Origin of the sequence: Atopobium sp. ICM42b, assembly GCA_000564995.1 — a bacterium.
In the GTDB taxonomy this organism is placed as follows: Bacteria; Actinomycetota; Coriobacteriia; order Coriobacteriales; family Atopobiaceae; genus Lancefieldella.
The window spans coordinates 103,480-126,464 of sequence record JDFH01000003.1; the positions used below are offsets into that span (position 1 = coordinate 103,480).

Annotated in this window: 16 protein-coding genes and 3 rRNA genes; all 19 read left to right on the forward strand. The window is 49.2% G+C overall.

Annotation, left to right across the window (positions count from 1 at the left end; all coding sequences use genetic code 11):
* The first annotated feature begins 5 nt into the window (after positions 1-5).
* The 19 genes from rpiB (at position 6) to HMPREF1493_RS01475 (ending at position 22,918) form a co-directional block, all read left to right on the forward strand.
* A complete protein-coding gene (rpiB, locus tag HMPREF1493_RS01385; protein ID WP_012809387.1) occupies positions 6-470 on the forward strand; it encodes a ribose 5-phosphate isomerase B in 465 nt (154 codons plus the stop codon).
* Positions 471-593: 123 nt separating this feature from the next.
* On the forward strand, positions 594-1,238 hold the full coding sequence (gene upp / locus HMPREF1493_RS01390) for a uracil phosphoribosyltransferase (protein ID WP_035427213.1): 645 nt from the start codon (positions 594-596) through the stop codon (positions 1,236-1,238).
* Between the two features lie 512 nt (positions 1,239-1,750).
* The gene (atpB, locus tag HMPREF1493_RS01395; RefSeq protein WP_035427215.1) at positions 1,751-2,551 is read left to right on the forward strand and encodes a F0F1 ATP synthase subunit A; all 801 of its coding nucleotides are present in this window, start codon (positions 1,751-1,753) and stop codon (positions 2,549-2,551) included.
* 138 nt (positions 2,552-2,689) lie between these two features.
* Positions 2,690-2,884 carry an ATP synthase subunit C-like protein gene (locus tag HMPREF1493_RS01400; RefSeq protein ID WP_035427217.1) on the forward strand — a complete coding sequence of 65 codons (195 nt, stop codon included), beginning with the start codon at positions 2,690-2,692 and terminating at the stop codon, positions 2,882-2,884.
* 42 nt (positions 2,885-2,926) lie between these two features.
* Entirely contained in the window at positions 2,927-3,538 is a 612-nt protein-coding gene (gene atpF / locus HMPREF1493_RS01405; protein WP_035427219.1) for a F0F1 ATP synthase subunit B, read from the forward strand.
* On the forward strand, positions 3,528-4,001 hold the full coding sequence (atpH, locus tag HMPREF1493_RS01410; protein ID WP_035427221.1) for an ATP synthase F1 subunit delta: 474 nt from the start codon (positions 3,528-3,530) through the stop codon (positions 3,999-4,001). The genes atpF and atpH overlap by 11 nt, the downstream gene beginning before the upstream one ends.
* On the forward strand, positions 4,001-5,674 hold the full coding sequence (gene atpA / locus HMPREF1493_RS01415) for a F0F1 ATP synthase subunit alpha (RefSeq protein WP_035427223.1): 1,674 nt from the start codon (positions 4,001-4,003) through the stop codon (positions 5,672-5,674). The genes atpH and atpA overlap by 1 nt, the downstream gene beginning before the upstream one ends.
* A 6-nt stretch (positions 5,675-5,680) precedes the next feature.
* Complete coding sequence (gene atpG, locus HMPREF1493_RS01420; protein WP_035427225.1) at positions 5,681-6,598, forward strand: ATP synthase F1 subunit gamma; 918 nt, start codon at positions 5,681-5,683, stop codon at positions 6,596-6,598.
* Positions 6,598-8,079 carry a F0F1 ATP synthase subunit beta gene (atpD, locus tag HMPREF1493_RS01425; RefSeq protein ID WP_198013748.1) on the forward strand — a complete coding sequence of 494 codons (1,482 nt, stop codon included), beginning with the start codon at positions 6,598-6,600 and terminating at the stop codon, positions 8,077-8,079. The genes atpG and atpD overlap by 1 nt, the downstream gene beginning before the upstream one ends.
* An 8-nt stretch (positions 8,080-8,087) precedes the next feature.
* Complete coding sequence (gene atpC, locus HMPREF1493_RS01430) at positions 8,088-8,507, forward strand: ATP synthase F1 subunit epsilon (RefSeq protein WP_035427227.1); 420 nt, start codon at positions 8,088-8,090, stop codon at positions 8,505-8,507.
* Between the two features lie 29 nt (positions 8,508-8,536).
* On the forward strand, positions 8,537-9,820 hold the full coding sequence (murA, locus tag HMPREF1493_RS01435; RefSeq protein ID WP_035427229.1) for a UDP-N-acetylglucosamine 1-carboxyvinyltransferase: 1,284 nt from the start codon (positions 8,537-8,539) through the stop codon (positions 9,818-9,820).
* A gap of 3 nt (positions 9,821-9,823) precedes the next feature.
* Complete coding sequence (locus tag HMPREF1493_RS01440) at positions 9,824-11,047, forward strand: LCP family protein (RefSeq protein ID WP_035427231.1); 1,224 nt, start codon at positions 9,824-9,826, stop codon at positions 11,045-11,047.
* 108 nt (positions 11,048-11,155) lie between these two features.
* Complete coding sequence (locus tag HMPREF1493_RS01445) at positions 11,156-11,584, forward strand: metal-dependent transcriptional regulator (RefSeq protein WP_035427232.1); 429 nt, start codon at positions 11,156-11,158, stop codon at positions 11,582-11,584.
* A 137-nt stretch (positions 11,585-11,721) separates the two neighbouring features.
* On the forward strand, positions 11,722-12,615 hold the full coding sequence (locus HMPREF1493_RS01450; RefSeq protein ID WP_035427234.1) for a UTP--glucose-1-phosphate uridylyltransferase: 894 nt from the start codon (positions 11,722-11,724) through the stop codon (positions 12,613-12,615).
* Positions 12,596-14,011 (forward strand): phosphohexomutase domain-containing protein, encoded by a 1,416-nt coding sequence (locus HMPREF1493_RS01455; RefSeq protein WP_035427236.1) that lies wholly within the window; start codon positions 12,596-12,598, stop codon positions 14,009-14,011. Before HMPREF1493_RS01450 ends, HMPREF1493_RS01455 begins: the two co-directional genes overlap by 20 nt.
* A 546-nt stretch (positions 14,012-14,557) precedes the next feature.
* A 16S ribosomal RNA gene (locus HMPREF1493_RS01460) occupies positions 14,558-16,069 on the forward strand.
* A gap of 241 nt (positions 16,070-16,310) precedes the next feature.
* Positions 16,311-19,248: ribosomal RNA gene (locus tag HMPREF1493_RS01465) — 23S ribosomal RNA — on the forward strand.
* 114 nt (positions 19,249-19,362) lie between these two features.
* Positions 19,363-19,478: ribosomal RNA gene (gene rrf, locus HMPREF1493_RS01470) — 5S ribosomal RNA — on the forward strand.
* Together the 16S, 23S and 5S rRNA genes form the textbook arrangement of a ribosomal RNA operon.
* A gap of 404 nt (positions 19,479-19,882) precedes the next feature.
* Positions 19,883-22,918, forward strand: coding sequence for an AfsR/SARP family transcriptional regulator (locus HMPREF1493_RS01475; protein ID WP_035427238.1), 3,036 nt, complete (start codon positions 19,883-19,885; stop codon positions 22,916-22,918).
* Positions 22,919-22,985: the final 67 nt, after the last annotated feature.

Sequence of the window (22,985 nt, forward strand, 5' to 3'; positions counted from 1 at the left end):
TACGTATGCGTATTGCAGTTGGTTCCGATCACGCTGGCTTCATCCAGAAAGATCCTATCATTGAGCACATTAAGTCGCTTGGTCATGAGGTTTTGGACTTTGGTCCTGCAAACGACGACCGTGTTGATTACCCTGATTTTGCAGATAAGGTTGCTCGTGCAGTTGCAGCAGGCAAAGCAGATCGCGGCGTTCTGATTTGCGGAACTGGTATTGGCATTGCTATGACTGCTGATAAAGTACCTGGTATTCGCGCTACTCCTGTTCAGACTGTTCAGTTTGCAGAGCTTGCTCGCGAGCACAACAACGCAAACGTCATTGGCCTTTCTGGTCGATTCACTGATCTTGCTGTTAACGAGGCTATTGTGGATACCTTCCTAAGCACCGAGTTTGCAGGCGGCCGTCATACGGGACGTGTCGAGAAGATCATGCGTGAAGATGATCCTAACTTTAAGGGTGTTGATGCTGAGTAAGTAAGCGGCACGTAAACAGTGCTGCATAAGTAATACATACGCAAACCTGCAGGGAATGTAGAGGCTAGGTTATAGTTGCTCGCATTCAAATAAAGCGCAGGTTAAGCTCTTGGAGGGAGCATTATGGCAGATTATGATGAGTCCAGACTTACGGTTGTTGACCACCCACTAGTTCAGCACAAGCTTCACATTCTTCGCGACAAGACAACCACCACCAAGCAGTTCCGTGAGCTTGTTAACGAGCTTGCAATTCTTGAGAGCTACGAGGCAATGCGTGACTTCCCACTTGAGGACGTCGAGGTAGAGACTCCTCTTGAGACCATGACTGCTAAGCGCATTGCTGGTAAGAAGGTTGCTATTATTCCAATTCTTCGCGCTGGCCTTGGTATGGTTGACGGCATTCTTGAGCTGGTTCCTTCTGCTCGCGTCGGTCATGTTGGTATGTATCGCGATCCAGAGACCCATCTTCCTCACCAGTATTACTGCAAGTTCCCTGCAGACATCGAGAACCGCACCTGCCTGGTTGTTGATCCAATGCTGGCAACTGGCGGCTCTCTCACTGCTGCTATTCAGTTCCTGCGTGAAGCAGGTGTCAAGGACATTCGTTGCCTGACCATTGTTTCTTGCCCTGAGGGCGTCAAGGCAACTCTGGACTTTGACCCAGAGGTACGCCTCTACACCTGCACCGTTGATCGTCAGCTGAGCCCAAATGCTTACATTCTTCCAGGCCTTGGCGACGCAGGTGACCGTATTTACGGTACCAAGTAAGGAACTCATCGCCCTTCTCGCAATTTAATATAGTTGCGAATACGTATGTTAGTACATGATCCAGCACTCACATAACGTGTGTACTGGATCATTTTTCTTTTCAAATCATCACTTTACGAGAAGAAATAACAGTTGGCACATATCAAAAACTTTGCAAATAACAGGGGATATTGATACAACTATTTTTATCTGGACATAACTATATCTATCGAGAAAAACGCAACATAACAGCAGCTTATAAGTGTTATAGTTGAATGAATCAATAACGGCAGCTAACACGAGATGTGTCAGTAATGTGAGAGTTTGAGCATAAGTCAATTATTTGATTTTGTAATCGTGACTATGCATTCATTTAGTGCTAGTATCGCCGTTCGTCGCAAATATGCACGCCGAGTGGTAGATAATATACTCCAAGTGGCATATTCTTGGCATCTTACGTTGCGTTTCAAGTATGCTGAGCAGTGACGGGCAATCTGAAATGGTTGCAGATTGTATGGGGAGGTTGAGACAGAGTGGATGTTCTTGCGCAGTTGCCAGCAGAGATGGCCGAGCTGCTCGAAAGTTTTTTGCCACACGCATTGGTTGGTAACACCACCTTTGGTTTCACTAACTACATTTTCTATTTCTTGATCGCTGCTGTGATTTTCCTGATTGTCTGCTTTAAGTTTAAGAAGAAGCAGGCAGAGAGCATCGTCCCTCAGGGACGCTTCGTTAATGGCGTTGAGTACCTGATTGAGTACATTAGAGATGACGTCTGCAAGGCTTCTCTTGGAGAAACTTGGCGCACTCACTTCCCATTCTTGATCACTATGTTTATGTTCATCCTGATCAACAACATCATTGGTCTTATTCCTGGTGCACACCCAGGCACCGGTACTATTGGTGTTACTGCCGCTCTTGGCCTTTGCTCCCTTGGATACTTTATGTATGTAGGTGCAAAGAAGATGGGTGTTATTGGCTACATCCTAAGCCTTGCACCAAAGGGCGTTAACCCTGTTATTGCAGCAGTTATCTGGGTTATTGAGGTCTTCTCAACATTCCTTCGTCTGGTTACTCTGGCCGTCCGTCTGTTCTGCAACATGTATGCAGGTCACATCGTTATGGGTACATTTGCAATTCTTGCATCTATGTACTTTATGCCAGCTATTGAGAACTTCTCCGCATCAACAGCTGCTCAGGCAGGCTTTTCGATCTTCTGGGTTCTGCTGTTGATTATCATTTATTTGGTAGAAACTATTGTTGCCTTCATTCAGGCATACGTTTTTACCCTACTCTCTACTGTCTACATCCAGCTGGTAGAGTCTGAACACTAAGCAAAACGCTTAGTTGGTGGCATTGCCACACTGTGGTGCCAAACGGCACAAAAGATGAAGTCATCTGAGCCCACGCTCAGTTGATGATAGGCATGTATATTGGTCGCCTTGAGAGGGGCGAGCGAAAAAGGAGGAATCGTGGGTATTTTCGGATATGCTCTTTGCGTTATGGGAGCAGCAATTTGTATTAGCGTCGTAGCAACGAGTGCCGCTAACAACATGGCTCGTCAGCCAGAGGTTCAGGGTCGTCTCTTCACAGTCTTTATTCTTGGCTGCGCATTCATCGAGGCACTTACCCTGATTGGCTTCGTTGTTACCTTGATGGTTAAGTAAATTACTGTTTGTAACAGCGAAAACGCTACGTTGGAGGAATGCATGAATACGATTTGTAAGGGAGTTAAAAAAGCCAGCACAGTAGGCGCAACTGCTGCTCTACTTGTGGCAATGGCTCCCTCAGTCGCACTTGCTGAAGAGGGTGCAAGTGGTGCCGATATTCTTCTTCCAAAGCCCGCTGAGTTTGTTCCTGCTCTGATTGCGTTTCTGATCATCTTTGCTGTTGTAGCAAAGTTTGTATGGCCTTCCGTTCTACGTATGCTTGACAAGCGTCAAGAGAAGATCCAAGGCGATCTGGACGCTGCAGCAAAGGCTCGCGAGGAAGCCAACAAGGATCGTGAAATCGCAGCAGCTGGTATCGACGCAGCTAAGCAGCAAGCAGACGAGATTGTTTCTGCTGCTAAGCGTGAGGGCGAAGAAGAGCGTGCTCGTATTATCGAGCAGGCAAAGGCAGAAGCTGTCGAGATTATTACTAAGGGTAAGGGCGTTGTAGAGTCTGAGCGTCGTCACGCCATGGCTGAGCTTTCTGATTCCGTTGTTGATCTTGCCGTCGATATTGCCGGAAAGATTATTGGCAACGAGCTTTCAGTAGAGCAGCAGCGTGCTCTTGCCGAAAAGTACCTTGCGGAAGTAGGTACTCCAGATGAGCACTAATAAAGACGATCAAGACAGAAAAGTAGAGGGCTATACCAGGGCACTCCTGGAGGCTGGCCGCGCAGAGGGTCGTGCAACTGCAGACCTTGTACAGGTGCAGCACGCAAAGAAGTTCTCTCCAGAAGTTCTTGAGACTCTTGGTGCTATGCAGGCGAGTGAGGATGTCAACCTTATCAATGATGTTGCCGCTACGTTCCAGGAGCTTCTTGAAGAAGAAGACAAGACACTTACAGTAACGGTAACTACTACAATGCCTCTTGATGATGAGTTACGTGCAAAGGTCACCGAGAAGCTCGAGAAGAACTTCAATACTCAGGTGTATCTTATTGAGCGTGTTAATCCCAAGATTTTGGGCGGCATTGTAGTTGAGGCACGTGATCATCGTTATGATGCATCGGTAAAGACACAGCTCACTCACATTAAGAGTAGGCTCTCTTCAGATCACGTTGAAAGTGAATTGTAATGACTGATAAGACCACTATACAGGAAGGAACGCTGAGCTCAGATGCCGTCATGGCACAGCTTAGAGAGCGCCTTTCTAAGGTCAATTCAACTGTATCCCAGCAAGAGGTATCTGCTGTTATTGAGGTAGCAGACGGTATTGCTCGTGTTGCTGGTCTACGCAGCGCTATGGCAGGCGAGTTGCTGGAGTTCACTAGCTCCGTTACGGGCCACAGCGTATTCGGTCTTGCTCAGAACCTTGATGAAACTTCAGTCGGCGCTGTTTTGTTCGGCGAAGTTTCTGAGATTAAGGAAGGCGACGAGTGCCGTACAACCGGCCGCGTCATGGATATTCCAGCTGGTTTTGACATGCTTGGTCGTGTTGTTAACCCACTGGGCCAGCCTATTGATGGACTTGGCGCTATCCACGCTACACATCGTCGCCCTATTGAGTTCAAGGCTCCTGGCATCATGCAGCGTCAGCCTGTTTGCGAGCCAGTTCAGACTGGACTTCTGGCAATTGACGCTATGGTTCCTGTCGGCCGTGGTCAGCGTGAGTTGATCATTGGTGACCGTAAGACCGGTAAGACCGCTATCGCAATTGACGCAATCGTAAACCAGAAGAACACCGATATGGTTTGTATCTATGTCGCCATCGGTCAGAAGGCGTCTACAGTTGCAAACATCCGCGAGTCTCTTTCCCGCCATGGTGTTCTTGACAAGACCGTCATTGTTGCAGCTACCGCAGCCGATTCTGCTCCAATGCAGTACATTGCCCCTATGGCAGGCGCTGCTATTGGTGAGTTCTTTATGTATAACGATAAGGACGGCAAGCCTGCTGACAAAGACCATCCAGGCGGACACGTTCTTGTTGTTTACGATGACCTCTCTAAGCAGGCAGTTGCATACCGTCAGATGTCACTGACGCTTCATCGTCCACCAGGACGTGAGGCATATCCTGGTGATATTTTCTACCTGCACTCACGCTTGCTGGAGCGTGCATGTAAGCTCTCCGATGAAAACGGAGCAGGTTCTCTTACCGCACTTCCAATTATTGAGACGCAGGAAGGCGACGTTTCTGCATACATTCCTACAAACGTCATTTCCATTACAGACGGCCAGATTTATCTGCAGTCTAATCTCTTCTTCCAGGGCCAGCGCCCAGCAGTCGACGTAGGTATTTCTGTATCCCGCGTTGGTGGCGACGCTCAGGTCAAGGCAATGAAGCAGGTTGCAGGTACACTTCGTCTGGACCTTGCAAGTTATCGTGAGAAGCAGGCATTCTCGCAGTTCGGATCCGACTTGGATGCAACTACGCAGTACCAGCTCAACCACGGTGCTCATATGATGGAGCTTCTCAAGCAGCCACGTTATTCAGCTCTGGACGTAGTAGACCAGATTTGCGCAATTTACGCTGCAAAAGAGAACTTCATTGATGACGTTGATCTTGAGAACGTTGCTCTCTTCCGTGATGGCCTTGCTCAGTACATGAGTGAGTATCACCCACAGCTCCGCAACTCTCTGCGCAACGGAAAGATTTCTGATGAGCAGGCAGAGCGCTTGAGTGATCACATTAAGCACTTCAAGGCTAAGTTCTTGGAAGAGCATCCAAACAAGGTTGTGGATGAGGCAGAAGCTAATTCAGACACACCAGGCTCTTTTGACGCAGTAACCCAGGGTTCATTGCAGGAGTAATTATCAATGGCGAACCTTCACGAAATATCGAGGCGTATGAGCTCCATCAGGAGCACCATGCAGATTACGCGCACGATGTCGATGATTTCGACAGCGCGTGTCCGCAAGGCACTTGATAGGGCCGAGGCTGCTTCGCCATATAAGGAAGCTATTACCCTTATGCTTGCAAATGTAGCAGGCGCTGGCTTTAATCCTAAGAAACAGCCTCTTCTTGCTACACATAAAGTCGAGAAGAACGTGCTGTTCTTAGTCATCGCATCTGACCGCGGACTTGCAGGCGGATTTAACATCCTGCCTCAACGCGAGGTTGAGCATGAGATGGCACGTCTTAAGGCTAAGGGTGTGTCGTCCGAGATAATTACTTGCGGACGCAAGCCAACTGAGTACTTTACGTATAGAAATATCAAGCCCACCATGTCTTATGTAGGCATTTCCTCTGAGCCTACAGCAGACCAGGCTGATCGTATTGCCTCCTATATCATGGATGGCTATATCAAGGGTAAGATTGATCGTGTCGTAATCAAGTACTGGCATGCAAAGAACCGTGTTGACCAAGAGCAGGTTACAGAGCAACTTCTTCCTATTTCGCGCGATAAACTCACGATTCCTAATAAACCACGTACCGAAGAAGCCCTCTCACAGGTGAAGACGTATAACAAGAGTGAATATCAATTCTCGCCATCTGCTTCTCAGGTACTTGATTCGTTGATGCCCGCTTATATCAAGACGGTCATCTTCCACGCACTTCTTGATTCTGCTGCAGCCGAGCATGGTGCACGCCGTCGTGCAATGCAGTCTGCAACTGATAATGCTGAGAACGTCTTAGGCGCTCTTAGCCGTACGTACAATCGCGAACGCCAGGGCGCAATTACCACTGAGCTCAATGAGATTATCGGTGGTGCTGCAGCATTGGAGGATATGTAATGTCAGATATGCAAGTAGAGACTTCTTCCTTTGAGGAAGCTATTCTCAACAAGCGCAATCAGCACGTTGACGATGGCGTAATCGTTCGCGTAGTTGGACCAGTTGTCGACGTTAAGTTCGACGGACCTGTTCCAAGCATCTATACCGCACTGACGGTAGAGGATGACACGCCTGTTGGTCACGTCAGCACCGTTCTTGAGGTTGAGTCTCAGCTTCCCGGTGGTGTTGTTCGTACCGTCGCTATGTCGTCAACCGATGGTCTTCAGCGTAACCTTCGCGTTAAGGACACCGGCAAGCCAATGATGATGCCAGTAGGCAAATCTACGCTGGGCCGCGTCTGGAACGTTATGGGTCAGCCAGTTGATGGTGGAGAAATTCCTGAAGACGTTGAGTTTTATCCAATTCACCACCCAGCACCTCTCTTCGAAGAGCTCACTACTGAGACAGAGATTTTTGAGACGGGCATCAAGGCAATCGATCTTCTCGAGCCTTATGTTCGAGGCGGAAAGACTGGCCTCTTTGGTGGCGCTGGCGTTGGTAAGACCGTTCTGATTCAGGAGCTTATTAACAACCTGGCTCAGCAGCATGGTGGTACTTCCGTATTCACCGGCGTTGGAGAGCGTACTCGTGAGGGTACCGACCTCTTCCTCGAGATGACTGAGTCCGGCGTTATTAACAAGACCTGCCTAGTCTACGGTCAGATGAACGAGCCACCAGGAGCTCGTATGCGTGTTGCTCTTGCAGGCCTTACTACTGCAGAGTACTTCCGTGATCAGGGCCAGGATGTTCTGTTGTTCATCGACAACATCTTCCGCTTCTCTCAGGCAGGTTCTGAGGTTTCCGCACTTCTTGGTCGTATGCCTTCCGCAGTTGGTTACCAGCCAACCCTGGCTACAGAGATGGGCGAGCTTCAGGAGCGTATTACTTCCACCAAGGAAGGTTCTATTACTTCCGTACAGGCAGTTTACGTCCCTGCAGACGACCTTACTGACCCTGCTCCTGCTACAACCTTTACGCACTTGGATGCAACTACCGTTCTTTCTCGTGCTATTACCGAGCTTGGTATTTACCCAGCAGTTGACCCTCTGGCCAGCTCCAGTTCTGCTCTTGATCCATCCATTGTTGGTTCAGAGCACTACCGCGTTGCTATGGCAGTTCAGGAGACCCTGCAGGAGTACTCCGACCTTCAGGACATCATTGCAATTCTGGGTATGGACGAGCTTTCTGAGGAGCAGCAGCGCACCGTTGCTCGCGCCCGTAAGATTCAGCAGTTCCTCTCTCAGTCATTCCACGTTGCCGAGAAGTTCACTGGTAACCCTGGTGTGTACTGCACCGTTGAGGAGACTGTCCGCTCGTTTGCAGAGATTATTGACGGTAAGTGCGATGACCTTCCTGAGCAGGCATTCCGTTTTGCAGGCACCATCGAAGATGTTCGCGAGCGCGCTGCAAAGATGTCCGCTTCGGATAGCTCACAGAACTAGGATTTCTCATGGCTGAGTTGACTTGTCAGTTTGTCAGACCAGATAAGCTCCTTTACGAAGGAACCGTTGAAAGTCTGATTCTTGCTTCAGCAGATGGAGAGTATGGTGTGTGGCCAGGCCACGCACCAGAAATCATTGCGCTTGGCGATGGTGTTGTAAGACTGCACATGCCTCATCCAGAGAATGAAGAATCTATGACCAAGATAGTGATTTCTGGTGGATACGCAGAAATCGATCCAACAGGAGTCATTATCTTGGCAGATCATGCTCGTCGCGTTGATGACATTGATGCAGATGTTGTGCGCGAGACAAGAGATGACGTCATTGACCAGATGCTTTCTCTTCCAGAAGACGATAATCGTCGTGCCTACTACGAAAAAAAGATAGACTGGTGTAATCTACTTCTGAAGCAAGTGGTTGAGGAGTAAAATTCTCTCACTGTCGTTTTCGGAGGTTTATGGACGTCATAAAAGTAGTAGGTGGCCGTTCTGTCACAGGAGAGGTCACTGTAGAGGGTGCAAAAAACTCTGCCCTTAAATTGATGGCTGCAACCATCATGGCTCCTGGTGTTACTACACTCACTAACGTTCCTAATATTGCAGACGTTCACGTCATGGGCAAGGTGCTCAAGACGTTAGGCGCTCGCATTGAAGTCGTTGGTCTTCACGAGCTCAAAATTGATACCACAGATATTACAAGCTGGGAGACTCCTTACAGTCTTGTTGCACAGATGCGTGCATCAACTGCTGTTTTGGGTCCCCTTATTTCTCGTTTTGGCAAGGCTGTTGTGGCGATGCCAGGCGGTTGTAATATCGGTGCTCGCAAAATTGACATGCACATCCTGGGCCTCGAGGCTTTGGGTGTTGAATTTAAGGTTGAGCACGGCAATATTCACGCAAGCGCTCCTCACGGCATAACCGGCGAGACCGTTTCTTTAGCCTTTGCTTCCGTTGGTGCAACAGAGAACCTGATGATGGCATCAGTTTTTGCCAAGGGTGTAACGGTCATTGATAACGCAGCTCGTGAGCCAGAAATTGTTGACCTTGCTACTATGCTCAACAAAATGGGTGCCAACATTCAGGGTGCCGGATCTCCTGTTATTGAGATTCACGGCGTTACAGAGCTGCATCCTGTTGAGCATGAAGTTGTCGGCGACCGCATTGAGGCTGGTACCTTCCTGGCTATTGGCGCGCTTACTGGTGAGCCTATTACTGTTCACGGCTTCGAGCCAAATCACCTTGGCCTGGTACTTAAGAAGTATGAGCAGATGGGCATTACCATCGAGACCGGAGATAGGTGGGCAAGGGCTTCTCGCCAGCAAGATCTTAAAGCTATCGATATCCAGACGCTGCCATTCCCGGGTTTTCCAACAGACATGCAGGCACAGACCATGACGCTGCTTGCTCTGGCTAAGGGTACCTGCATCATTACAGAAAACGTCTTTGAGAATCGCTTTATGTTGGCGTCTGAGCTTTCTCGCATGGGAGCCGATATTACCATTGAGGGCCATCACGCTATTGTTCGCGGCGTCTCCGGCTTTGAGGGGGCGCAGGTCAAGTCACCAGATCTTCGTGGTGGTGCTGCGCTTGTTATGGCTGGTCTTGTGGCCGAGGGAGAAACAATCGTTTCTGCCATTCATCACATTGACCGCGGTTACGAAGGATTTGTCGAGAAACTCGTCACGCTGGGAGCAGATGCTCAGCGCACTACCATTCCAGACGACGACTTTATCGAAGGATAGTTTGTGTCAACTAAACCAAAGCATGCAAAACTGCTCGACAACGGGGCCGCACAGGGCGCTTCGGCTGACACTGCACAAAATACTGCTACGGGAAGTACCCAAGGTACTGCACCAAGCGCTGCAGCCAATACGTCGCAGAACGCTGCGGTTAGTAACTCTCCTTTTAGTCGCACGCAGGCAGAGGGCTACCACAAGCGTCGTAAGCGTGTCTTCAGAAAGCAGATGGTAGTCAGGTCGCTTCTGGGCGTTCTTGCTGCTGTTTTTGTTGCCGCTGTGGTGGGCGCAGGTATCTGGTATGCAAGCGTTCAGGCACAGCTCAATAACTCACAGGTCATTACTGCTGAGCTTCGTCAGACGCTTCAGGAGCCTTCTGCACCAAGCGACCCCTATTATATGCTGCTTCTAGGAACCGACGGTCGACCTGGCGAGACTGAATATCGTGCGGATTCCATTATTTTGGCGCGTGTTGACCCTATCCATAAGCGTGTGACTATGCTCTCTATTCCACGAGATACCCGTGTCTTGTGGAAGGGTTCTTACATGAAGATTAACGCCGTCCACTACTATGACGGCGCAAATGGCATGGTACAAGCTGTAAATGAACTGTGCGGCGTACATATTGCCCACTATGCAGAGGTCAACTTTGATGGTCTCGCAGGCATTACAGATGCTCTTGGTGGCGTAACCGTAAACGTTGAGCAGTACATGCGTGACACAGAGAACTTCAGCGACGTTGTTGAACTGTACCCTGGCGTTCAGAAACTGAACGGTGCTCAAGCACTCTTCTTTACTCGTGTTCGCTACGCTTTTGCAGACAGCGATTACACCCGCATGCGCCATCAGAGAACCTTCATCAAGGCTATGATTGCTCAGATTCTGAACACAGGAGACCCTGTAGCCATTGCAAATACTGTCAATTCAACAGCAAGCATGGTTATTACCGATCTATCTGTCTCAGACATTATTTCTTTGGGCACTCAGATGATTGGCATGAACACTGACAAGGATATCTATACGGCATACGTACCATCCGAGGGAACAGAAATTGATGGCCAGTCGTATGTTATTGCAGATAAAGATGCACTTGCAAAGATGATGAAAGTAATTGATGCAGGAGACGATCCATCTAGTTTAAACGGACAAACAGATGCCGAGGCAAATGCTGAGGCTGCCGAGAAAAGTTCAGAAGAGTCCTCAGAATCTTCAAACAGCTCTTCTCGCCAGTAAAACTAAGCGCCGTTTTTGGGTATCATTCAAGTGTTAGAAATATTTTCGTTGCGTAGCGCAACTGATTTTGCATGAAAAAGACTGTCAAGCAGTCGTCGGAGGAGATTTATGGCCAACGATAACGTACAAAACGACCACACACTGACAAAAGCCGGCGAGGACTATCTCGAGGCAATTTATCGAATTGCACTTGAGCAGCCAGATGACGATAAGAGCGTCCGCTCCGTTGATATTGCCGAGAGTCTTGATGTTTCCAAGGCAAGCGTCAACAAGGCACTGTCCCAGCTTAAAGAGCAGGACATGGTTGAGCAGAGCCGTTATGGTCGTGTCACGCTGACCAAAGAAGGCGAGGCAAATGCCCGTACCACATGGCGTGCTCACCGTGCGCTTCGCACCTTCCTTGAGGAGGACTTGGGTGTAGACACAGAGACTGCAGATGCAGAGGCTTGCCTTATGGAGCACTCACTTTCTGTAGACACGCTGGCTAAGCTCATTGAATTCCTTGAGAAGCGTGGAATTGAGATTCCAAGCAAGTAACGTAACCTGGCGCTTATGCAAGCTAGGTACGTATAAAAGCGCCTGTCATTTGAGTTTATCGGCGGCAAAACCGTCATTCTTACAAGCACACGTTAGGTGTGCAGAGCCAACAGGGCTCATAGGTGAAAGGCAAACACATGAAGGCAATTATCCCAGCAGCTGGTCTAGGTACGCGCTTTCTACCTGCAACAAAGGTAACCCCTAAAGAGCTGTTGCCTGTTTTGGATAAGCCCGTCATTCAGTACGTAGTAGAAGAGGCTCTTGAGCCAGAAGAGGTTGATGAGGTAATCATCATCAATTCTCGCGAGAAGCCACAGATTGAAACCTACTTTGCTGAAGACCAGAAGTTTGAGGCAGACCTTTCTTCTCGTGGAAAGCAAGACCTTGCCGAGAAGGTCCATGCAGCTTCTGCGCTTCCTGTTTCCTTTACCTATCAGGACAACCCTCGTGGTCTTGGCCATGCAGTACTGTGTGCCGCAGACGGCGTAGGTGACCAGCCATTCTTTGTACTTCTCGGCGATTACTTTGTTCCAGACCGTCAGATGTGCATCCGCATGGCAGAGATTTCCAAGCAGCACAATGGCGCATCCGTCATTGCAGTTGCTCCAGTTCCTGCAGATCAGGTGAATCGCTACGGTATTATCGCAGGTGAGTGCATCTCTTCTCCTTCAGATAACTCTGAGGGCGAGGGTGCTATTTGGAAGGTAACAGGCCTTGTCGAGAAGCCTCGTTCAGAGGACGCACCTTCTCACCTGTTTATTGTTGGTCGTTACCTGCTTTCTCCAAAGATTATGGAGCTCTTGGCAACTCAGGGTCCTGGCGCCGGCAACGAGATTCAGCTGACAGATGCAATGGAGCGCCTGCTTGCTGAGGAAGAGATGTATGCGCTGGTAATCGACGCTGAAGAGGGCTGCGATACCGGTACTCCTGCAGCTTGGGCAGCAACTAATGCTCGTATGGCACTCTCTGACCAGAGCTCTGCAGCAGCATTTAAAGAGGCGCTCGGCAGCTATGCCAACCGCATTGGATAAAAGACCCGACATACTCCGTTTTGGCAGCGATGGCTGGCAAGCCCGCTATGATAAAGGCTTTACCAGGGATAATGTAGTTAGACTTGCAGAGGCCCTTGGTACCGTCTGGTCAGAGGAGCTGCCTGGCGGTATTGTGTTTGTCGGCTTTGACACACGCTTTGAAGCAGATTCGTCTGCTCTTGAAGCCGCTGCAACATTGGCTTCCTTTGGTTTAGACGTGCGTGTGTCCGAGACTTTTTGCCCAACTCCATCTGTTTGCTGGGCCTGCGCACATCATAAAGATGTAGCTGGTGGCCTCATTATTTCTGCAACTGAGCTTTCCTGCGAATATTGCGGCATGATTATTCGCGCTGCTAATGGAGGCCCTGTTTCTCGCGATTTTCTCCAGCGCGTGGAATCCGCAACGCCGCTTGAGCCAACAGATCAGCGTGGAACTTTTACCACAACAGATATTGTGACGCCTTATAAAAGTGCGCTGCTTAATCAGATTAATGTGTCTGTTATTAAAGAGCTACGCCCGAGCGTGGTAGTTGATCCTATGTATGGTGCAGCAACAGACCTGCTTGCTGACGTACTTTCCGCAGCTGGATGTGTTGTACACCAGATGCACCAAGGTCCTGTCAGGGATTTTGGTGGCATTCACCCACAACCAGCGGACCCTTGGGCTGATGAGTGCTCTTCGATGGTGGTAAGCCGCCATGCACAGCTGGGCCTTTTGCTTGATTGTGACGGAGACCGCGCTGCTGCCGTAGATGAAACCGGCCGACTCCTTAGCCCACACGAGCTTATTCCGCTTATCACACGCCATCTTGTACAAAATAGAAAGCAAACTGGCCGCGTTGTTTCTACGCTAACCTGTTCGGCAACGGTATCCAGGCAAGCAGCTCATCTTGGTCTAGAATCCGCAAGCGTGCCCGTTGGATTTGCTCGACTTTATTCAGAGATCGAGCAAGGAGACGTTCTTCTCGCCGCAGAGGAGTACGGTGGTATTTGTATTCCAAGCCACCTTTTGGAGCGAGATGGCCTGCTTGTGGCCCTGCTTGTTGTCGAAATGCTTGCGTACACCCATAAATCGCTTGCACAGCTTGTCTCTGAGGACGAGGCTGAACTAGGTCGCATGTGTTATAGCAGGCGAGGAGTGCGACTTGATGCTGCAGCCACTCAGGCGTTCAGAAACATCCTTCCAGGCCTCAATCCAGAAAACGTTGCAGGTAAAGTTCCTGTTTCGGTAAGCCATGCCGATGGCCTTAAGCTTCAGTTTAAAGACGATTCTTGGGTGCTCATTCGTCCTTCTCGTATGGATGCGCTGGTACGCGTGTATTCTGAGGCTGCTAACGAGACACTTCGCGATCAACTTCTTGATGCTGCTTGCCAGATTGTCAAAGACGAGATTTAGCCCAAACAAAGCGTGTCGAGAAGACCGTTTAAATGGCAGCATAAAAGACACCGCAAAAGGAAGCGTAAAAACGCGCAAGAAGACAACGTCAAAATCGCGTAAAGCTCGCACAAAGATAATGTCAAAAAAGCGTAAAAAACTAACGCAAAATGACAACACTATATATAGTTGAAAAATAAAGTGTCGCTACTAGACGACAAAGAGAATTTAGTGCCCAATATACGCACCAGTTCACTAAAGACTACGAATTGTGTAGAAATTGTGGAGGAATTAAGAAGATACAAAATCATCTTCACAAACGAGTCGTAAGTGCGTATAGTTATTCCCCGCGCCGCGCACCACGCAATGTGAAATCGCAGCGCAGCGAACCTTGAAAACCGGATACTGCGATCGAAAGATCAGCAAAGACAGACAAGCGAAATTCGAATTTGAACATTTTGTTCAATAGTCAATTCATAATTTCAGCGAATCCGAGATCAGCGGGATTTTAGAGACGTGGATTCAACTCAACTTTAAATTGTACTGACTTTTAGTCAGTTAAATTTTTGAATGGAGAGTTCGATCCTGGCTCAGGATGAACGCTGGCGGCGCGCCTAACACATGCAAGTCGAACGATTAAAGCACCTTCGGGTGTGTATAAAGTGGCGAACGGCTGAGTAACACGTGGGCAACCTGCCCCTCTCATTGGGATAGCCACGGGAAACCGTGGATAATACCGAATACTTCGAGTCTCCCGCATGGAAGACTCGAGAAAGCTCCGGCGGAGAGGGATGGGCCCGCGGCCTGTTAGCTTGTTGGTGGGGTAACGGCCTACCAAGGCAATGATGGGTAGCTGGGTTGAGAGACCGACCAGCCAGATTGGGACTGAGACACGGCCCAGACTCCTACGGGAGGCAGCAGTGGGGAATCTTGCACAATGGGCGAAAGCCTGATGCAGCGACGCCGCGTGCGGGATGAAGGCCTTCGGGTTGTAAACCGCTTTCAGCAGGGACGAGGCGAAAGTGACGGTACCTGCAGAAGAAGCCCCGGCTAACTACGTGCCAGCAGCCGCGGTAATACGTAGGGGGCAAGCGTTATCCGGATTCATTGGGCGTAAAGCGCTCGTAGGCGGTCTGTTAGGTCGGGAGTTAAATCCGGGGGCTCAACCCCCGTTCGCTCCCGATACCGGCAGACTTGAGTTTGGTAGGGGAAGGTGGAATTCCTAGTGTAGCGGTGGAATGCGCAGATATTAGGAAGAACACCAGTGGCGAAGGCGGCCTTCTGGGCCATAACTGACGCTGAGGAGCGAAAGCTAGGGGAGCAAACAGGATTAGATACCCTGGTAGTCCTAGCCGTAAACGATGGACACTAGGTGTGGGGGAATATTTCTTCCGTGCCGCAGCTAACGCATTAAGTGTCCCGCCTGGGGAGTACGGCCGCAAGGCTAAAACTCAAAGGAATTGACGGGGGCCCGCACAAGCAGCGGAGCATGTGGTTTAATTCGAAGCAACGCGAAGAACCTTACCAGGGCTTGACATTTAGGTGAAGCGGCGGAAACGTCGTGGCCGAAAGGAGCCTAAACAGGTGGTGCATGGCTGTCGTCAGCTCGTGTCGTGAGATGTTAGGTTAAGTCCTGCAACGAGCGCAACCCTCGTCGTATGTTGCCAGCGGTTAGGCCGGGCACCCATACGAGACCGCCGGCGTCAAGCCGGAGGAAGGTGGGGACGACGTCAAGTCATCATGCCCCTTATGTCCTGGGCTACACACGTGCTACAATGGCCGGCACAATGGGCTGCCAACCCGCGAGGGTGAGCGAATCCCTAAAGCCGGTCCCAGTTCGGATTGGAGGCTGCAACCCGCCTCCATGAAGTCGGAGTTGCTAGTAATCGCGGATCAGCACGCCGCGGTGAATGCGTTCCCGGGCCTTGTACACACCGCCCGTCACACCACCCGAGTCGATTGCACCCGAAGTCGTCGGCCTAACCTTTTAGGAGGGAGACGCCGAAGGTGTGGTTGGTAAGGGGGGTGAAGTCGTAACAAGGTAGCCGTACCGGAAGGTGCGGCTGGATCACCTCCTTTCTAGGGAGATACCCTCTTTAGAAGAGATAACACTAACTTTTTTGACGAGTAGTTCCCGTCTTTCCCGTTGATGTCTTTGTTGCACGAAAGTGCGCAGTATTCGGTCTCGAGGGTTCGCCCTCGCGTACCTTGAGAGCTGCATAGTGTGACAAACAAAAATTCGATTTTCTTCAAGAAGATCGCATCTGATCGCATTTGATAAGTAATTATCAAAGTGCAAAAAGTATGTTCAAACCATCGAAAAGAAGATGGTAAGGGCAAACGGTGGATGCCTTGGCACAAGAAGCCGATGAAGGACGTGATAAGCTGCGATAAGCCACGGTAAGGAGCACATATCCTGTGACCCGTGGATTTCCGAATGGGTAAACCCACCAAGAGTCATTTCTTGGTACTTCCTGCTGAATATATAGGCAGGATAGAGGTAACCGGGGGAACTGAAACATCTAAGTACCCCGAGGAAGAGAAATCAAACGAGATTCCCCTAGTAGTGGCGAGCGAACGGGGATATAGGACAAACCGTCAGTTGCGCAAGCGCTGGCGGGGTTGTAGGACCATTCATTGTGGAGTTACAAAACTTCGTGGAAGCAGAATAGCTTGGAAAAGCTGGCGAGACAGGGTAAAAGCCCCGTACGCGAATCTGCGAAGACTCCCGAGTGGCACCTGAGTACTGCCGGACACGTGAAACCCGGTGGGAACCTGGGGGGTCCACCCTCCAATCCTAAATACTCTCTTGTGACCGATAGTGAACCAGTACCGTGAGGGAAAGGTGAAAAGCACCCCTAGCGGGGAGTGAAATAGTACCTGAAACCGTTTGCCTACAAGCAGTCGGAGCAGACTTTTGTCTGTGACGGCGTGCCTTTTGTAGAATGAGCCAGCGAGTTACGGCATGTGGCAAGGTTAAGCTAAAAAGCGAGCCGCAGCGAAAGCGAGTCTGAATAGGGCGAGTGAGTCGCATACCGTAGACGCGAAGCCAGGTGAGCTATCCATGAGCAGGCTGAAGCGGGGGTAAGACCCCGTGGAGGGCCGAACCCACTTAGGTTGAAAACTGAGGGGATGACTTGTGGATAGGAGTGAAAGGCCTATCAAACCTGGAGATATCTCGTTCTCTCCGAAATAGCTTTAGGGCTAGCCTCGGATGTTTACCAATGGGGGTAGAGCACTGAATAGTTGCGGGGGCTTCACCGCCTACCAAGATTAATCAAACTCCGAATACCATTGGTCTAGAATCCGGGAGTCAGAATATGTGGGCTAAGCTGTGTATTCGAAAGGGAAACAGCCCAGACCGCCCGCTAAGGTCCCAAAATCAATGCTAAGTGGCAAAGGATGTGCGTTTGCTCAGACAACCAGGATGTTGGCTTAGAAGCAGCCATTCATTTAAAGAGTGCGTAATAGCTCACTGGTCGAGTGGACATGCGCCGACAATATACGGGGCTAAGCATTGTACCGAAGCGGCGGATCAGTACTTTGTACTGGTGGTAGGAGAGCTTTCTGTACGGGTTGAAGCAGTTGGATAACCAACTGTGGACTGTCCAGAAGTGAGAATGCTGGCATGAGTAACGAGAGACATGTAAAAAACATGTCCGCCGTAAACCCAAGGTTTCCTGGGCAAGGCTAATCCTCCCAGGGTTAGGCGGGAGCTAAGGCAAGGCCGGAAGGCGTAGTCGATGCACAACAGGTAGAAATTCCTGTCCCTCCAAAAGAGCGTTATCACCAATGGGGTGACGGAGCAGGGTAGCTAGGCGGGGTTCTGGACGTCCCCGTGATGGCACGTAGGCTGAGAAGTAGTGAAATGCGCTTCTCGTGACGGCTGAGGTGTCGGACGAAGCAATTGAGTGAAGCTAGTAAGCCCATACTTCCAAGAAAAACCTCTAGGGAGCTCTGAGGAGCCCGTACCGCAAACCGACACAGGTGGGTGGGTAGAGCATACCAAGGCGATCGGGAGAACTATGGTTAAGGAACTCGGCAAAATTGCCCCGTAACTTCGGGAGAAGGGGTGCCGGTTTCGGTGAAGGGATTTACTCCCCGAGCTAAGATCGGTCACAGTAAATAGGTCCAAGCGACTGTTTATCAAAAACACAGGACTCTGCTGAAGTCGTAAGACGACGTATAGGGTCTGACGCCTGCCCGGTGCCGGAAGGTCACGAGGAGTTGTTAGCATTAGCGAAGCAGCGAATCTAAGCCCCGGTAAACGGCGGCCGTAACTATAACGGTCCTAAGGTAGCGAAATTCCTTGTCGGGTAAGTTCCGACCTGCACGAAAGGCGTAACGATTTGGACGCTGTCTCAACCATAGACCCGGTGAAATTGCACTAGTCGTGAAGATGCGACTTACCCGCAGAAGGACGGAAAGACCCCGTGAACCTTTACTGCAGCTTGACATTGGCTGCCGGTTCGTCGTGTAGAGGATAGGTGGGAGACTTTGAACCAGGGACGCCAGTCTCTGGGGAGTCACCCTTGGAATACCACCCTCGACGTTCTGGCATCCTAACTTGCGACCGTTATCCGGCGTGAGGACCGTGTCAGGTGGGTAGTTTGACTGGGGCGGTCGCCTCCTAAAATGTAACGGAGGCGCACGTAAGGTCTGCTCAGGATGGTCGGCAACCATCCTTTTGAGTGCAAGAGCATAAGCAGGCTTGACTGCGAGGCCTACAAGCCGAGCAGATGGGAAACCAGGTTCTAGTGATCCGGCGGCTCAGAGTGGTATGGCCGTCGCTCAACGGACAAAAGGTACTCCGGGGATAACAGGCTGATCTTCCCCAAGAGTCCACATCGACGGGAAGGTTTGGCACCTCGATGTCGGCTCATCGCATCCTGGGGCTGGAGCAGGTCCCAAGGGTATGGCTGTTCGCCATTTAAAGCGGTACGCGAGCTGGGTTCAGAACGTCGTGAGACAGTTCGGTCCCTATCCTCTGTGGGCGTAGGAAAATTGAGGGAGGCTGCCCCTAGTACGAGAGGACCGGGGTGGACGGACCTCCGGTGTACGGGTTGTTAACCAATAGCATTGCCCGGTAGCTGAGTCCGGTCGGGATAACCGCTGAAAGCATCTAAGCGGGAAGCCCATCCCAAGATGAGTTTTCCTTTCGGTAAGACCCCTTGTAGACTACGAGGTTGATAGGATGCAGATGTAAGTGCTGTAAGGCATTCAGTCGAGCATTACTAATCGGTCGAGCTCTTCTTTTCTTTAATATATTTTGAACTGATGCGTGATTTTTGAAGCCTTTGAATTTAACGTCACACTGTGCGGCCCTCAGGGCACGTGAGAAAATCCTCATGAAACAAGAATACCCCTTGTTGGTCAGCGACCATGGCAGGGGAGGCACACCTGGTCCCATTCCGAACCCAGAAGTTAAGCCCCCGAGCGCCGATGGTACTGCGGAGTAAGTCCGTGGGAGAGCAGGACGTCGCTGACCAACAAGGGGCATTTTTATGTCGAGAGGATCTCACTTTTGTGGGGTCCTCTTTTTTGGTAGAGAATATTCGAAAATAGCATAAAAATTTTTACTAAAAATCCATATTTATTACGTATTATATATTTATTATGTATCACAATATTTACATAATTTTCTTAATTGAATACCGTTCACGGAAGATAATTTTTACTATTTGATGTTATCTAGTTTCAACATTTGTGCATTTCTGTGTGTATTTTGTTACTAATCTGTCAAGAATCTGACTATATTTTACTTACCGTTCACCTAAACCTTCTCACTTTCTGACAAATTTGGCTTGATTATTTATCCCACACCAAATTTTGAGACAAGAAATGTTAGAGCGCATGTAGTGCTTGAGTGTTTAAACAGTAAGGAGAGGTTTTATGGAGTCAGAAAACAGAGAAACTGCTGGAACAGAGTCGCTGCTCGGTGGGTCTTCTCGCCATGTGATGGGTGACTATAGCAGGGTAGTTCCGCCGCAGCACTTCCTCAGAACAATGGAAAAGACCAATAGGCCGCTCGCGTTGTGTGCGGAACCTTGTATGGGTAAGACCATGTTTTTGCGTGAATTGGCGGATTATGCGCGGTCAAACGGATGGACTGTGTACGAAATCTCTCTTTCTAGTCTGTCGGCTAAAGAGGCAACTCAGATTCTTACTAAGAAAAGTACTTCTATCTGCAATGCTAAGAAATCAAAGGCGGTTAAAAGGTTAGTTCTTATTGATGATTTTCCTCCGTCTGACGAGTATTTTGTTGCTCGCCAGGTTAAATCAATTGCGCGTCTTCGTATGGCTGGCTGTCTTATTGCGATTTCTTTATCTCCTGAAGCTCGTCAGTTAATCGACGAAGTCCCTAGCGTGTATGTTTTGGGAAAGAATGAGCTGCTCACGTTTATGCCTGGAATAGATAATTCTGAACAATCAATTTTGACTAATATGAGATTGACACGTGGTATTCCAACGCTTGTTTACTCTTTGCCAGTTACATTTTGTGAGCATGGAGATGCGGATGTGCCAATTACGTATCTAACTAGTCTTGCTTGCGTTGCATCGTATATGCTCAGAAGCTCGCTAGGCATTGAGGAACTTAGGCTCAGGCTGGGCATGATGTTGCTCGGTGTTGGCTCATTTGATGATTTGAGCCGTATATGCGGACAAGTTGATCTTGAGTATTTGGCCAAGATAGAGCAAGATGCGCCTTTCTTTGGCGTGCATGTAGAAACTAGGCGTTTCTCGTGTATTCATGCTACAAGATTTGATGTGTTGAACTTTAATAAACAGGAGCTTGTGGCTCTAGCGAGTAAGCATGAAAAGCTTGTTCTGAAAGCTATAGCCCTGCTGATCGATAGAGAAGATTTCTCTAAGGCTGCGTTTGTGAGCTCACTGGTTAGAGAAGAGAGTATCTGGGAAATTGTTCTTTCTCATGCAGCGGAATTTGCAGATGCTGGATATATTGAGCTGGTAGATAACGCACTTACTGCCACGCATTCTGACTGTACGCTCGATAACTCAAGTAAAAAAGCTGCTAAGGGAATGGTGGATTCGCTGTCTACTGCTAAGTGGCCGATGAATACTAAAGATGCTGATAGGGCATTCAAAAATCTCACTTCATTTAACGGATTTCTTAAGCAAACGGCATATATGACTTTACTGAAGTTGATTTTGCAAAAGCCTCTGCCACCTTTGAAAGAAGACCTTGAGCTGAGCCCGCTAGAGAAGAAAATTGCTCTACATAAACGCGCAATTGATTTAGCTTTGCAAGGAAATTTTAAGTATGCCCTTCAGCTACTGCTTCTTGAGCAGCAGTATGAGAAAGCTGCATCAATAACCTCGTCAATTCAAGCTGTTGACGTGGAATTGCTTTACGCATTGCTGGGTGTATATCAAAAAGAATTTGATGCGCGCACCTCAGACTCGCTCTCCTTTTTACAAGAAGGTGAGGCCGGAGGCGTAAAGGGGTCTGTAGGACTACTTAAATGCGTTCGCTACCTTTTTGAAAAAAGCTCTTCTGTGGGAGACTTATACGATACCGAGCAGCTCATCAGCCAAGCAGAACTGCAGGGTAATCGTATGATTCAAGTGCCCGCGCTTCTTATTGGAGCTCTTCTCAGCCTCAGAAGCAGAGCATATCCCAAAGCACAGCTCCAGGCGAGAAGAGCGGTGCTGCTGAGTAGGGAGTGGGATTCACTATATGTGGTGCAAGTCGGAAAGATCATTGAAGATATTGCGGGATTTTTCTTAGGCGTTAAACCTACGGAGAAAAGCCTTGAGACAATTACCCATCCATCGCTAAAAGCTGCATGTAGAACCATATACAAAGCTCTCTTTAAGAGTGTAAACGGACATGCTCCCGTTTGGCTGGATGCGGTTGAGTATGGAGTTCCAGAAAATGCCATGTGGCTTGTGAGAGCGCTTCTGTCTGATGAGTCTGAATTTCAGCAGTGCTTAAAACGAGAAATGCCAGAAGAATGGCTCCATTACCTACGTTCAAATGAGGGAAAACGAGACATAACAAAATGGAAAGTATCTCGGCAAGGAGCGGGGGATTCTTGGACTGAAGACTCCGCTCTGAAGAGCCTGCACGTAGAGAAGGTAAATAATGCTCATCCTGGAGTTTACCTTGCTCTTCTCGGCAGATTTAGTTTGTCGGTTCAAGGAGAGGAGATTGCTGGCAGAAAAATTGCCTATCGATCGGCAAAGGCGCTGCTTGTGTATTTGGCGCTTGCGCACAATCACATGAGCTTTAGGTCGCAGATTGCGCAGCAGATTTGGCCGGAGGCTGATCAGGCACATTGGCAAGAGCGCCTGTATCAAGCAACTCGAGTTATTCGCAAAGAGGTCCAGGAGATTCAGACAGATTGTGAGCCTTTGGAAGCATCTCGGATTGAAAAGACACTTGGTTTTAATCCCCAGCAGGTGACCGTAGATATTGATATTTTTACGCGATTAGCAAAGAGTGTGGCGTCATCGAACAGCGATGAAGACATAGTGCATCTGGCTAAGCAGGCGGAAGAGCTGTACCAAGGGGATTTGTATCTTCCTGAGGAGGAATGCTTTAGGTTTGCAGATCCCATTCGTGTTGCCCTAAGAGATCAATACATAGATACCATGGTAACGGCTTCGGCGGCTGCTTTGAGAATTACCCACTATACGCTTGCGGTGCATTTTGCAGAGCTCGCCTACCTTGTTGATGATATGCGAGAGGACACACTTATGGCGCTCATTCAGGCACTGAGAAAATGTGGTCGGGCGCAGGATGCGCAGCATTACTACGATTTGTACGTGCAGAAATACGTTATGAAGCGTAGAAAAATGCCGTCTAAACAGCTCAGGATGATTGCAGGTGCAGAAAAGGGAAAAGAATCAATAGAAACTAGTGGTGGAGAAATAACGAAATTGGGATTTTACGACGCCATGTAGTGTGATTCAAGCAGTTAGACGGGGTATGATATATAAGTTGAATACTGTGTCTATCAACCGAAGATAG

Coding starts and splice junctions, on each gene's coding strand:
- upp (WP_035427213.1), top strand. CDS start 594: ATGGCAGATTATGATGAGTCCAGACTTACGGTTGTTGACCACCCACTA.
- rpiB (WP_012809387.1), top strand. CDS start 6: ATGCGTATTGCAGTTGGTTCCGATCACGCTGGCTTCATCCAGAAAGAT.
- atpF (WP_035427219.1), top strand. CDS start 2,927: ATGAATACGATTTGTAAGGGAGTTAAAAAAGCCAGCACAGTAGGCGCA.
- atpH (WP_035427221.1), top strand. CDS start 3,528: ATGAGCACTAATAAAGACGATCAAGACAGAAAAGTAGAGGGCTATACC.
- atpA (WP_035427223.1), top strand. CDS start 4,001: ATGACTGATAAGACCACTATACAGGAAGGAACGCTGAGCTCAGATGCC.
- HMPREF1493_RS01455 (WP_035427236.1), top strand. CDS start 12,596: ATGCCAACCGCATTGGATAAAAGACCCGACATACTCCGTTTTGGCAGC.
- murA (WP_035427229.1), top strand. CDS start 8,537: ATGGACGTCATAAAAGTAGTAGGTGGCCGTTCTGTCACAGGAGAGGTC.
- atpG (WP_035427225.1), top strand. CDS start 5,681: ATGGCGAACCTTCACGAAATATCGAGGCGTATGAGCTCCATCAGGAGC.
- HMPREF1493_RS01445 (WP_035427232.1), top strand. CDS start 11,156: ATGGCCAACGATAACGTACAAAACGACCACACACTGACAAAAGCCGGC.
- atpD (WP_198013748.1), top strand. CDS start 6,598: ATGTCAGATATGCAAGTAGAGACTTCTTCCTTTGAGGAAGCTATTCTC.
- HMPREF1493_RS01450 (WP_035427234.1), top strand. CDS start 11,722: ATGAAGGCAATTATCCCAGCAGCTGGTCTAGGTACGCGCTTTCTACCT.
- HMPREF1493_RS01475 (WP_035427238.1), top strand. CDS start 19,883: ATGGAGTCAGAAAACAGAGAAACTGCTGGAACAGAGTCGCTGCTCGGT.
- atpC (WP_035427227.1), top strand. CDS start 8,088: ATGGCTGAGTTGACTTGTCAGTTTGTCAGACCAGATAAGCTCCTTTAC.